The organism is Thermogemmatispora carboxidivorans (assembly GCF_000702505.1).
GTDB lineage: Bacteria > Chloroflexota > Ktedonobacteria > Ktedonobacterales > Ktedonobacteraceae > Thermogemmatispora > Thermogemmatispora carboxidivorans.
Genome location: NZ_JNIM01000001.1, coordinates 1,887,937 through 1,900,784, shown reverse-complemented (window position 1 = coordinate 1,900,784; position 12,848 = coordinate 1,887,937). Strand labels below are relative to the sequence as shown.

The 12,848-nt window shown below is 58.1% G+C and carries 11 protein-coding genes; 5 read left to right on the top strand and 6 right to left on the bottom strand.

Features of this window, described 5'->3' with window-relative positions:
• Positions 1-122: 122 nt before the first annotated feature.
• The gene (locus N688_RS07525) at positions 123-1,769 is read right to left on the bottom strand and encodes a S8/S53 family peptidase (RefSeq protein ID WP_081838626.1); all 1,647 of its coding nucleotides are present in this window, start codon (positions 1,767-1,769) and stop codon (positions 123-125) included.
• A 407-nt stretch (positions 1,770-2,176) separates the two neighbouring features.
• Between N688_RS07525 and N688_RS07520 the strand changes: the two genes are divergently transcribed.
• Together N688_RS07520 and N688_RS07515 are read left to right on the top strand one after the other, a co-directional pair.
• Positions 2,177-3,262, top strand: coding sequence for a M20/M25/M40 family metallo-hydrolase (locus N688_RS07520; protein ID WP_052888705.1), 1,086 nt, complete (start codon positions 2,177-2,179; stop codon positions 3,260-3,262).
• Positions 3,263-3,514: 252 nt separating this feature from the next.
• Positions 3,515-4,294 carry a rhomboid family intramembrane serine protease gene (locus N688_RS07515; RefSeq protein ID WP_081838624.1) on the top strand — a complete coding sequence of 260 codons (780 nt, stop codon included), beginning with the start codon at positions 3,515-3,517 and terminating at the stop codon, positions 4,292-4,294.
• A 143-nt stretch (positions 4,295-4,437) separates the two neighbouring features.
• Here N688_RS07515 and N688_RS07510 read toward each other — a convergent pair whose 3' ends face one another.
• A complete protein-coding gene (locus N688_RS07510) occupies positions 4,438-5,445 on the bottom strand; it encodes a GAF domain-containing protein (RefSeq protein ID WP_052888704.1) in 1,008 nt (335 codons plus the stop codon).
• Between the two features lie 637 nt (positions 5,446-6,082).
• Here N688_RS07510 and N688_RS07505 point away from each other — a divergent pair.
• Entirely contained in the window at positions 6,083-7,309 is a 1,227-nt protein-coding gene (locus N688_RS07505) for a mannosyltransferase family protein (protein WP_052888703.1), read from the top strand.
• A 131-nt stretch (positions 7,310-7,440) separates the two neighbouring features.
• On the opposite strand, the gene N688_RS07500 is transcribed toward N688_RS07505, so the two are convergent.
• Entirely contained in the window at positions 7,441-8,136 is a 696-nt protein-coding gene (locus N688_RS07500; RefSeq protein ID WP_052888702.1) for a LuxR C-terminal-related transcriptional regulator, read from the bottom strand.
• Positions 8,137-8,679: 543 nt separating this feature from the next.
• Between N688_RS07500 and N688_RS07495 the strand changes: the two genes are divergently transcribed.
• Positions 8,680-9,813: a L,D-transpeptidase gene (locus N688_RS07495; protein ID WP_052888701.1), complete on the top strand. Its 1,134-nt coding sequence runs from the start codon at positions 8,680-8,682 to the stop codon at positions 9,811-9,813.
• A 229-nt stretch (positions 9,814-10,042) separates the two neighbouring features.
• On the opposite strand, the gene N688_RS07490 is transcribed toward N688_RS07495, so the two are convergent.
• Both N688_RS07490 and N688_RS07485 read right to left on the bottom strand, forming a co-directional pair.
• Entirely contained in the window at positions 10,043-10,963 is a 921-nt protein-coding gene (locus N688_RS07490; protein ID WP_052888700.1) for a C39 family peptidase, read from the bottom strand.
• A gap of 361 nt (positions 10,964-11,324) precedes the next feature.
• Positions 11,325-11,831 (bottom strand): acyl-CoA thioesterase, encoded by a 507-nt coding sequence (locus N688_RS07485; protein ID WP_052888699.1) that lies wholly within the window; start codon positions 11,829-11,831, stop codon positions 11,325-11,327.
• A gap of 383 nt (positions 11,832-12,214) precedes the next feature.
• Between N688_RS07485 and N688_RS07480 the strand changes: the two genes are divergently transcribed.
• Entirely contained in the window at positions 12,215-12,709 is a 495-nt protein-coding gene (locus N688_RS07480) for a pyridoxamine 5'-phosphate oxidase family protein (protein ID WP_162179515.1), read from the top strand.
• Here N688_RS07480 and N688_RS23740 read toward each other — a convergent pair.
• Complete coding sequence (locus N688_RS23740) at positions 12,706-12,840, bottom strand: hypothetical protein (RefSeq protein ID WP_272945031.1); 135 nt, start codon at positions 12,838-12,840, stop codon at positions 12,706-12,708. The genes N688_RS07480 and N688_RS23740 overlap by 4 nt on opposite strands.
• Positions 12,841-12,848: the final 8 nt, after the last annotated feature.

Below are 12,848 nucleotides of genomic sequence, written 5' to 3'. Positions count from 1 at the left end.
ACGAGGTCTACAGCGTCAAGGGAAAAGGCACCAGTCCCACGCTCTGAGCCAGCCAGGGCCGGGAGCAGAGAAGGTCAGTTCCCACACAACCCCGCCAGTCAGCCAGAGCAAACCAGCCAGCGCTAGAGACCAAAGCGTTGCCGGGCCCGGATCAGATTAGCCAGCAACGCCGGCACCTCCGGCGGGGAACCATAGAGCAGACCACCATGCCACTCGCCAGTGGAAGTCATCCGCAGCATGGTATTGGCTGCAGACCAGCCCTGAGCGAGTAGATGGGCCGCAAGGCCACTGACAATAGGCGTGGCAAACGAGGAGCCTGACCAATCTGCCCAGCCAGTGGCGTTCGGTTCACCGGTGGGGAAAGCTGGTGAAATATAGACCCCCCTGACAGCATCGGGCAGATCGTTACTATCTCTCACCCCCTCAACATCCCCCCCGAAAGTAGCCACGCCGCCGTTCACCGGCGGCATCGCAGCGGCATTGGCAAATTGGGATGGCTCGAAGCGGCTGTTGACCGAGGTCACACTGACCACCGTCGCATAGCGGGCCGGGGCTCGCGGCGGCCTCCGCCGCTTCCCCTGGCGAGTCTCCGACCACGAATCGTTTCCTGCAGCCGCAACGAGCAAGGCCCCCTGGGCATAAAGACTGTCAAACAGAAGGCGCAACCCATCCTCTAGCAGAGCCAGGACACTCATCGCACTGGCTAGCCCCCGACTTGGCCAACGACGATCATCGAACCAGACATAAGGCAAACGGCGAACATCGGGCAAGGTGGTCAAACTCAAATTGACAACCAGACGCCGAATAGCCCCGGTGAATAGCTCTTTCTCCAAACCAGTCAGGGCCGCAAATAGTCCATAGAGATCACCGCCGCCATAGTCATTGAGAACGCGAATCAGCCGAATGCGCGCCTGGGGAGCAATATCTCGAATCAGGCCAGCCACAAAGAGGCCGTGGTCAGGCATAGGATAGTAGAAAGCCTCGCCATAGCGGTCACGCCCAGTGCGCACCGCCTCCCAAAGCGGATAGCGATCATATTCGATTTGGAATAATCCGCCGCCATTGCGCAAGTCGGCAGCCAGACGCTGGAGCAGCCAGTGCCGCCGAAACTCAGGCCGCTCCGCAGCCAGTAAGAGGCGCTCGGCCTCGACCGCAGTGTCAAGAACAGCCACGAGGACATTGCCCGCTCCCTCGGGATCAAGCAAGAGTCCCTGATCAAGAAAGGAAATATGCCAGCCAAGCGGTGGCTCACTGGCCCCGATGGCTGGCAGCTCTAGCCGCGGAGCTGGTCGGGGCGGGAGAGCAGGGCCGCCAACGCTGTAATAAAAAGGGGCCGCAGTGACCAGCCAATTGGGCATAATAGAGACAAGGCGGATACCTCGCTCAGCCAGTTCTTCAAGATGCACCTGCAGATATGCAAGCGCGAGAGGCATGGGATCAATCAGCGCTTGTTCTAAATGGCGCACCTGATAGAAAATCGCCACCAGCGGCTGCTGGCGGTGATAGCCAAAGAGAAAAGCTCGCTGGCGAATCGGAGGCCGGGGGGGACTCGCCTCCTCCTGCCAGCGCCCTCCGCTCCCATACGGTTCTAGCACAAGATGATGGGGTGCCAGAAGAGCATTGAGCTGGCTCCGTACTTGCTCAGCCAGCAATTCCAAGGCATCTTCAGCCGGCCTTCTGGGCAGTTGCACCACGACCACCATCTCACCACGTATCCAGTAAAATAGCTCGGTTGGTCTCCCTATGAGGTCAGCAGCACCAGGAGTCATGCACAGATCCCCTTCTAGCTAGAGCTAGCACGGCTTGAACGAGCGCACAGCATGATACGCTGTGCTCCCTCCACAGGTAGACAGCCGCAGCCAGGATGGCATCTTTATCCCCTTCCTTGAATAGAGGAGGCCCTCCTCCCGCACTGCTCCTCTGTCTACCCGCTTCATGCAAAATGAGATGGAGCGACCGTTTTCTATCATCGGGCATTATAACTGAACCAATAGAAGATGGCAAATAGGCCCCTCCCAAAGCGCGTTTCTGGGGGAGATCAACGAGATCCGCTTGACTGAGCCGGCAACAGGAGCCACTACCACCTTTTCTTCACTGCCATAATCCCGCTATAATGGAGAAAAGAAGCCCTGGGAACCGGAATTCAGGGAGAAGGAAAAGAAAGAGTACCGCTGTGATGAGCACAGACCGTCTTTACGCCAGCTTGCTCGATCTGATAGCCTTGCCCTCGACATCAGGGCATGAGGAGCACGTCCGCCAGTACCTTGAGACTACTCTGCAGGCCCAGGGGTTAATGACCAGCGTTGATGCCGCAGGCAACCTGATCGCTCTGCTGCCCGGCCAGGGGCGCCCCGTGCTCTTGAATGCTCATATGGACCGTGTTCCTCCGGGGCGGGGGCAGCGTCCCATTCTGCGAAACGGCGTCCTCTACAGCGACGGCAGCTCTAATCTCGGAGCCGATGACGCCGCTGGCTTGGCCATCATTCTGGAAACGCTCAGGCGCCTCCAGGAGCGCTCACTTCCCCACCCACCCATCGTCGCCCTCTTCACCGTTCAGGAGGAGAGCGGTCTGCAGGGCGCTCGCGCTTTCGATCCAGCCCCCTGGCAGGTAAGCGATGGCATCGTCTTCGACAACGCTTTTGAGGCAGGCGTCGTTGTCTCGCGCGGCGCCCACTATGAAGCCTTCGATGTCGAGATTACCGGCTGCACCGGCCACCCCGGCAAAGATCTCAGCCAGACCGTGAACGCTCTGGAGATTTTCCGCCAGGCAACCTACCCCCACGGCTCGCTCGCCAATGATCAAACGCGGATTTTGATCGGACGTATCGAGGGCGGTAGCGCTCGCAATGCCGTCCCTGCTCACGTGCTGCTCCAGGGGGAGCTGCGTAGCTTCGAGGGAAGTGAGCAGATAGAGCGCTATCGTGAACGCTTGCGCACAGCCTTTGCAGAGGCTGCCCATCAGGCCGGCGGGCAGGCAGCGGTACACTTTGTTCCTCATTGTGGTTCCTACCTTGTTGATGAACAGGAGCCGCTACTGACCCTCTACCGTCAGGTGCTTGCCGATCGTGGCGAACAGCTCCAGCTGCGCCCCACCTTCATCGGAAGCGATGCAAGCGCTCTACGCCCGCGCGTGCGCGTCTTTACCATTTCCACCGGCGTGGTGAATGAGCATTCTCCCGCAGAATATGTGCCGCTTGCACCACTGGAGCAACTGGTAGAGGATACACTGGAGGTGCTGCGCCGCTGGCCGGTTGCCGGCTAAGCCGCTCAGCGCACAGCAGCAAAGGCAGACCAAAGAGCAGCGGAGGATAGGGCGGCACTGAACAAGGCCGGATCACGCCCGGAGAGTTTGGTCCGAGGTGGCCGTTCGGCTCATTGTCCAGCATCTCCCCGTCTGCGCATGCGGTCGCTCAGACAGACAGACAGACAGACAGACAGACGTTGCCTGAAGCTCGGGCGGTACCTGAATCGTATTGGAGCATAGCAACCTACAGGCTAAAGGAGGAGGCTGCAGGTGATACCTTTCCAGGACTTCCCAGGACCACGCCGACATGTGCCCTGGATGACATGGGGCCTGATCCTGGTCAATGTACTGATTTTTCTTTATGAGCTTTCCCTGGGGGATCGCGCAGATGAGCTGATTTTCGCCTATGGAGTCGTGCCCGCCGCCTTATTACATGGAATCCCTCAGACAGCGCTTGTGCAGGCTCATCTTGCTTTCCAGACCCCTGAGCCGGTCTACTTTACATTGATTACTTCTCAGTTTCTGCACGCCGGCTGGCTGCACATCGGCGGCAATATGCTCTTTCTCTATGTCTTCGGCGATAATGTGGAAGACCGTCTGGGGCACTTCCCCTATCTCTGCTTCTATCTGTTGTGCGGCATCGTAGCCGGCCTCGCCCAGGCCGTGGCCTTTCCCGACTCCACGGTGCCTAGCATTGGGGCCAGCGGCGCCATCGCCGGCGTGCTGGCAGCCTACCTGGTGCTTTTCCCCCTGGCCGGCGTGCGTACCGTCATCTTCATCTTCTTTTTCTTCACCATCGTGACACTGCCAGCGATTGCGCTCATTGGCCTCTGGTTCCTGCTGCAGCTCTTCGATGGCGTGGCCTCGCTGGCCCAGGTGCAACAGGGCATGGGTGGCGTCGCTTACCTGGCCCACGTTGGCGGCTTCCTGACCGGCCTGGTCATTACGCTGCTCCTGCGCCCCTGGCTCAAGCCCCCAGCCACTATTAGCTACCCCTCCTATCCCTACCACCCTTATGCACGCGAGAACGACTATCGCCGCTGGTGGTAAAGTGGAGCCGGAGCCATACACCACCAACTGATTGGACGCTCTCTTCTCTTCGATCTTCTTCCAGAAGCATGCGCTCTGGAATGGCGAAAACAGAGTCTCCAGGCCAGAGCGCATGCTTCGTGGCTTCTAGACTCTACAGCGTCTCAGTGGCTTTCCCCGTCCTCTTTTGCTTGGCGCAGAGGTAGTTCCAGAAGCTGCTCCTCTATCTCACGCCAGGCAGCTTCTTGGGCTTCGGACAGCGATAATGAGCGACCCGCCGCATTAGCTTCTTCCACTTTGCGGCTGACATATCTCCTGAAATTGCGAAGATACGGCAATTGCTCAGTGTAGAGAGGCATCAGGCGCAGTTCGATATCGCTATGGCTGTAGAAAGCCTCGGGGCGAAAGGTGAGAGACATCAGCTGGGCATAGCGCTCAATCAAGGACTGCTGGGTCTGAGCAAAAGCATGAGGGAAAGCGCTCGAGACAATGAGACAGCCGGCAACGCGCGTCTGCCAGAGAATAGGGCAGGCCACCGCACTCTGCTCATGCTCAACCCAGTGAGCGGGGAAGAGGCTATACTCTTCGTCACGGCTAGGAATAGTCACCAGACGGCAATGGGTCACAGCCGCTCCGGCCAGCGACTCCGCTCCCAGAAAAATCGTCTGCTGGCTGAGATCACGCGGCCAGGGAGGATTGCCGCGTCCAACAATCTCGCGCAGGCTGCGTACTTTCTGCCCCGGGGCCGGCGGCATGCAGCGCGCGACTGTCACAGCCAGCCCCTGTTGCTCAGGATCAAGCTGTCTGAGCATCTGCTGCAACAGGAGATCATAGAGCGCTTCTGGATAGAGAGCAGGGGGCGTTGTCGTATAGATGTTGAGGGCCCGCACGTAAACCCCGATGGGTGGCGCTGGCAACGCTGTCGGAGCTGAGCTTTCCCCAGGCTGCTCCAGCAGCTTCGGGAAGTCTTTGGCCAGCAGACGCATCAACTCAGGATGGATCTCACGCGGCACCGCCTTCAGCAAACGCCGGACGTTATCCTCCCGCGGTTGCACCACCCCCCGGGCCCAGCGCCGGAGCGTAATTGGCTGTACCCCCATCTCTTGCGCAAGTTTCCTCTCCAGCTGAATGTCCTCGATAAGCTGACTCAGCAGTTCCTGCCAGGTTTGCAAGTGTCCTCCCTTCCCATAGTGTTCCTGAAATATCATTAGAGCACTTTATTAAAAGAATCGATTGATCTACGTCTCAATTCCGAGAGGAAGAGCTGTTTCGTGACGGCTCTTCTATGATAGCATATCTCCCCATTGCATAACAATCTCCCATGCAAATATTAGAGGATATTACCAGGAGGGAAGAGAGGGGATTAAAGGGGGCTGGCGCGTTATTGGGGCACGTAGTCAACCGTTTCTCTCTCAGAGCTGAACAATTTTCGTGGGAGGGAGCGGGTCCAGCTCTCTTCACCGAGCGATACGCGGCTGCCGCTCCTGTCCTGATTGGGGGAGGAACTTCACAGGTTAGCCGCGCACTGAGTTCACGAGCACTCACATACCTGGGGTTCGATGATCAATGAGGATGCTCACGCTTCATCCATTCCGTTCTCGTCGATCGAGACGAGAGCAGCTAAGCCAGCCTCTGACCAAAGATGAGGCTGTCCTGCTGCTCTCACCAGTCCCTGAATCTGCAGCTGATGAGCAAATGCATCTCGTGTCTGATTGGCATCCTGTTAACCAGCGGGGGGAGCAAGAAGCTTTGCCCACATCTCTTCCTTCTGTGTTAGAGCAACCAGACACGACAGCAGGAGAGAACAGGGTGCCCGAACAGGAGGGAAAGTCCGCCCAGGCTGTCGCAGGCCCCAACGAGACACAGGTAGAGGCAGCGAGCACGGCGGCCCGCTTTCCCTGGCTCATCGCCATCCAGCAGGTCCTACCGATCTATAGCGCTACCCACCTGCTCTATCTGCTCCTGAGCTATGTCGCTTTCCTCTTTCCCGGAGACACCAGCAGCACCAGCGGCCCCGTCCTACGAGCTATGATCAACAGCTGGAGGCACTGGGACACCGGCCATTTCATCGCCATCGCCCTGCATGGCTATAGCGACTGGTGGCGTACGGCCTTCTTCCCTCTCTATCCGCTCCTCATTCGCCTGCTCAATTATCTGGCAGATAACCCTGTACTGGCGGCGCTGATCGTCTCAAACCTCTCTGGCTTCGGCGTTCTGGTGGTGTTATACCGGCTGATCTCCGAGGACTTCGGTGAGGAGCCGGCCAGCCGCACTGTGCTCTACTATGCAACGTTTCCTATGGCTTTTTTTCTGGCTGCAGCCTATAGCGAATCACTCTTTTTGCTTCTTTCTCTTCTCTGTTTCTATACCTTACGACGTGGGCAGTGGTGGCAGGCCGGGCTCTGGGGCAGCCTCGCCAGCCTAACGCGCGTCACAGCCATCCCGCTACTCATTCCCTTTATCTATGAGTATCTGCGTCAGCATCATTTTCGCCTGCGTGAAGTTCGCCTTGATGTACTGAGCATTCTTGGCGTCCCTGGCGGCCTTGCTTTGTTTGCTGGCTACTGCGAGCTGCGCTTTCACGATCCGCTGGCCTTTTCCCACGCGGAAGCGGTCTGGCAGCGCAGTCTCCAACCTCCCTGGCTTGCCTTTAGCGCCACCATTGCTGCTCTTGTTCAGGATTCCAGTCACCTCGATTTTATTACCATCCATCGCGTCATCGACCTGACGCTGCTGACCGCGGTGCTGGCCCTGGTTGTGCTCCTTTTTGTAGGACCCTGGCGCCTGCGCGGCCCTCTCGCTCCCACCTACACCCTCTACACTGTTGGAGCGTTCATCTTCTTCCTGCTGGTTCCAGCGGTGGGGCGCTATCCCACTCTGTCAATGCCGCGCTACGCTCTGGCTCTCTTTCCGGCCTTCCTGATTCTGGCGCGCCTTGGCAGAAGTGAAAGCTTTCGCCTCCATTACCTGCTGATCTCTGGAGGGTTGCTGACCTTCTCCGTACTCCAGTTTCTCATCGGTCAATGGGCCGGGTAGGAGAGTAGGGGTCTTATCGAGATGATCATCAACTTCCATCGCTCGCCGGGCCGCCCGAGGGGAGGGCTATGAGCTGAGATCCAACCTGGCACCGCGCTGGCCCTGTTCAGAGCGCTCAGGCATAGCTGGATTCACTGCTCTTTCTCGATAGTAATCCAGCCATGCTTGAGCGCATAGACAACCGCCGCAGTGCGATCATTCACAGCCAGCTTCTTCAGGATTGAAGTAATATGATTCTTGACGGTCTGATCGCTGATTTTGAGCACTTTGGCGATCTCCTTGTTGCTGCGTCCGCGGGCAATATGATCAAGAATTTCGATCTCGCGGCTGGAAAGCGGTGACGGCTCCTTCTGAGCGTTGTCGACCTCTTCCTCTTCCTCGCTGAGCGCCCGAAATGAGGCCAGGACGCGCGAGGCAATCTGCGGTCTGGCAAGCACATCATCGTTCATCAGATACTCGCCGCGACTGACCTTGCGCACCGCCTCCCTCAGTTCCTCCAGGCCAATGTCGCGTGTATAGTAGGCCGCCGCGCCTACCTTAATCGACTGGAAGAGATCTTCTTCGTTCTCGGCAGGCGTCAGCATAATCATGGCGACCTGTGGCGCAACCCGTCGCATCTGACGAGCGATCTCCAGAGGGTCGGCGCCGGTCAGGCCAGTATCAATCAAGGCGACATCGAGCCGGCCATCGCCAGCGATCGTCAGGATCTCGGCAGGATCGGTGGTCTCGCCGACGATCTCACAGTCGCCCATGCGCTCCAGCGTAGCATGAATACCAATGCGCAACAACGGCTGCTCTTCAACAATCAGGACACGTATTGTCTCCATCCAGCTTACGGCAGTCCTCTCTGTGAGAGGACTCCCCTCCTCCTTCCGGCTCTACAGCGTTGATGTTTCTTCTCACTCAAGTTCTTCCGCTCCCTGGCCAGCTCCCTCGGCGGAGACAAGGCCCGCAGGCTATCAGTTGTGTGAGGTTAGCCCACGCCTTTCCCCCGCCCAACGGTACTATTCTACCCCGGTGGTCTAGTCAAAAGTACTATCCTCAAGAAGAAAGTACTAGGCATGGTCGCGTTCGCCCTCTTGCCTCTTCTTCCCTGCCCACCTTGGGATTCGCCCTCATAGGGCGCCTGTCTCCCCCAGCTAGCCAGCCCGCCTCTTCCTTCAGGAGGGGATAAGAATCAGGTTGGTGAAATGAAGCAGCCTCGTTCTGCGTTTTTCTCAATAGGCGTAGTATGATGAGGGGGGTAGAGAAGGGACAGTCCTGGGAAGACATTTCAGGCTACCCTTTCTAGCCAGCACCCCTGGCCACTGCTCACCCTTTTCACGGACGAAAGAAGAGCGAACAGCATGCAGAACAAACGAGGAAGGGCCATGAAACATGCAACCATCCAGGTCCATGCTCTCCAGTCTCAGTCTCACAGGCAACCGACAGGGAGGTTGCTGCCGGTCGCGTTGGCTCTGGTCGGCCTGCTGCTGTTGAGCGCCTGCGGTTCAAACAACGCTAGCTCGCTGGTGAGTGGGCCCAGGACCGTGCCCACACCGTCTATCTCTCCAACGCAGCAAAATGAGGGGAAGATGGCGCTGGCGACCTTCCAGCAGTGGATTAACCTGATGCAGCAAAGTGGTGGAGATGTGACAACCTATCAGCAGCAGTACCAGAGCGACCAGCAGGCTCTGCAACAGGCCCAGACAGCCAGCGCCTATAGCCGGGCATTGACCACCCTGAAGGAGCATATCAACGCAATCCAAATTCCAGCGATGAAGGCTGAGAGCACCCATCTCCAGCAGCAGCTGGCCCAGGAAGTCAGCGCCTGGGGAAAAGTGCATACCTATCACGATGCCTACAATAATCAGACCTACCCACTGGGCTATGAATACGGCTCCCAGGGCATTGGCGGGAGCCTCTGGCTCGGTGAAGAGCTGAGCCAGGCTCAGAGTCTGGCAGGCTACCAGCAGGTGGTCGAGGACCTGCAGATGTGGTTGACGAATTTCGAGGCAATGAAGGCCAACTTTAGCGATAAGACGCCCTACAACCAACCTCATAAAACCGATCTGGATCTGCTGCGTCACTATGGCTATATGGATAAGCGGGTGGTGGTGGTCTCACTTAGCGAGCAGGCCCTGCGGGCCTACGATCATGGCAAGCTGGTCAAAGCCTTCCTGGTAACTACCGGGCAGCCCGATCTGCCGACGCCTCCAGGTACCTGGTGGATTGAAAGCAAGCAGCATCCGACGATCTTTAAGTCAAGCGAACCGAAAGGTTCGCCCCACTGGTATCCCGATACGAAGATCAACTACGCCATGCAGTACCATAGCAATGGCTACTTTCTGCACGACGCCTGGTGGCGCGCCGACTTTGGCCCGGGAACCAATTTCCCTCACCAGGACGCAACTGGCGATCCCTTTGCCGGCCAGGGCTCGCACGGCTGTGTCAACATGTCCACCGATAACGCCGCCTGGCTCTATAATTTTGTGAGCCTGTACACCCCCGTGCTGATCTATTAGGCTTAGGCCCAGGCAGCGCGCCCAGAGCCAGATCAGTACCAGCGATCAGCAGGCGCACAGCAGGGATAACCGCCGGCGGCGGCCAATGGCCTAACAGCAGAGCGAGAGAGAAGAAACGAGGATGCTCACGGTCTCAATAGGGAGACCTGAACCCCTCGCCTCTTCTCTCTCGCTTCTTGCTTAGATAGACCTGGCCAGCTAGACCACCAGGCTCAGTAGAGCTGGCTGGCTAGCGCGGCGTCACAACGGCGCTGAAATCGTTGTTGGCTCGCCACATGGCGGTGAACATGTCGTAGGTCATGCGCGTGAAGTTGGCCGGCGACGAATCAACCGTATACACATACTGGCTATCCCCACCACGGATGACAAAGATATGGCCGCCAGGAAAATAGTAGCCGTCACGAATGCTCACGATGACAGGCGTACCGCTGTTGGCGATGGAAATGATATCCTGCAGCGTGCGCGTATGACTCAGGCTGGCATTGAAGCCGAAATAGTTCGCCGTCATAGCAATCCCATCCTCTTTGAGCAAGCCCAGCTGCACATCCCACACACCGAGCTGAAGCTCGATCTGTAACACATCAGCTGCGATGAGATGACGACCATAGGCGTTCATCACTTCCTCTAAGGCGATCCCTGAGCAGGAGGAGTAAGACCAGACCTGCCACTGGTAATCAGTGTAGTACTGACTCCGCGAGGCCGAGTTGACACGGACGATGCGCGCACTAGCCGTGTCGGGCAGAGGATGGGGCGCGGTCTGCAGGTCCATCGTTGAGGATGCAGAGAAGAAACTGAATGTAGCGGTCAGAGTGCGGAAGGTGTCGCGTACAATCCCTCCCTGGCTTGCCAGGGCCAGGCCCAACATGAGCAGGAGGCCCAAGGAGACCAGCATGCGCCAGCGGCGATACCATGAAGGAGGGAGAATAAAGCCCGGCAGCGGCTGGGCCTTCTCGAAGGGAACCAGCATAGCTTCCTGCACGGGCAGGACGACGCTGACTTGCTGCTCCTCACAGGCAACGACCAATGAGCGACTGCTGGCCGTCTCTGCCCGCCGGGAGCGCCGATGGCGACGGAGCACCCAGAGTCCCAGACCGACCAGTAATAAGAGCACGCAGCCAAAGATCAGCGCCATCACTATCGAAGAGAGCATAGAGCAACCTCACGCTGTGCAGAGAATGAGGCTTCATCTTCAAATTAGTATAGCTCAGCGAGAGACGATCAGACGACTCTTCTAGGAAAAACAGCCTGATCGTGCTAGTATCTTTTGTCATCGACTTTCCCTCTCTCGCCGTTCCTGGCCGCACCTGACCAGGCGGGCCGTGGCTGGCAATCGGTGACCTGCAACTGGTGGGTTTTCCGCCTGCTCAGGCTTCAGCGATTCCCAGGAGAAGCCTGCCGGGCGGCTCACTCACAACAAACAGACCACAATAGTAGAGCGACCTGACCTCACTCTGCTGGGTCCGTAGATGAGCGAGGCCAGGCCAGAGGTAGCTAGCGCCAGCGTTTCTTTCCTACTCAGGCATGGGAAAGCTGCGCCCCTCCATTTGTTCGAAGGCGTGGCGTAGGGCCGGCGGAAGTGGATGCGGGCGTCCCGTCCGATAATCGCACCAAACCATCACGGAGCGGCCCGTAGCGAAAATGCGCTCGTGATTGTGGGCATCGCGAATCTGGTGCTCCATAATAAAGCTGGTGCGCCCAACATGTGAGATCCGTACACCCACTTCAGCACGGTCTGAGCGGATCAGTGGCAGTTCGTAGGTGCAGCTGACTTCTTTGACCAGCAGGCCATAGCGCGCCGCTCGTGGCCCTGTCTGGATACGGGGATTCTCAGCGCCCTGCCGCTCCTGAGCGGCCTCCTCTCCCGGCCACTCCTTGAGCCAGCGCTCCAGCAGGCCCAGATAATAGCTGCGCGCTTCTTCAAAATAGGTAAAGTAAACTGCATTATTCACGTGGGCGAGTGGATCAAGATCGCGAAATCTGATCTGCAGGGGATACCAGCAGGGAAAACGTTCACTCATTGGGCTCCTGTCACTGGTCCTTTCGTTGCTAGATAGGGATCGATTGAACCGGGGTTGTATGCTCTTAAAAGCATAACGAAAAGGCGCTTCTCGAAACAAGGGCGTGCTCTCGGCTGAGCCTGTTTGCGCTCACCGGCTACCTTACCTGCTCGGCCAGAGGCGAGATCGCCGACCCGCGTTCCTCTTTCCGGTTTCTGGCCCACAAGCGCAACGCAGCTAAAGGTAAGCAAGCGTCAGCTATAGAGTAGCAGCCAGCTTTGCTTGAGGGAAGACTGGACTGGTCGTTCTTGCCACCATGCGGTATGCTACAGGCAGAACCAGGCACCCCGGTTCTCTCAACAAGCAGCCCAGCGGGGCTTGAAATCATTGGGGACGACAAAATCATGGACGCAGTACAGGATGAAGTCCGACTACGAGAAACTCTTAATGAGTTCCTTGCTCGCTATGATACGCTGGCGATTGCTACAGAGGACAATGGCCAGCCGTACGTGACCCGTGTCTTCTATGCCGAGGAGCCACTGAGTGAGGAACGTAAGACGCTGACCCTTTACTGCACCTTCATTCTGACGTCGCGCAAGCTGGCGAATCTGCAGCGCAATCCGCGCGTCGGTATCTTCATCGGGCCAGGAGAGCCTACAGCCTGGCTGGAGGCAACGGCTGAGGCCCAGCTGATCAACGACGAGGAGGCCAGCGCCGCTATCCGCCAGCACCTGATCCAGAAATCACCAGCAGCAGCCTCTTTCATCGCCAGGCTGCCAGTCCAGGCCATTGCTTTAGAGGTGCGCTGGCTACGCATCACCGATCTGACTGAGCTGCCTCGCCAGACGGAGGCAACTTTTCCACTGGAGTCGCGATCGGCGGGGCCAACGACTTACTAGTCCGTCCTACCAGCATCCAGCTCTCCCCAGGGCCGACCCTCCAGCACGACAGGCACCAGGATCTGAGAGCAGCCAGCCAGCAGTCCATTGGTCAGGCGAGGGGAAGGAAGAAGCTGGCGCTGCGCCAGCACGTTGCCGG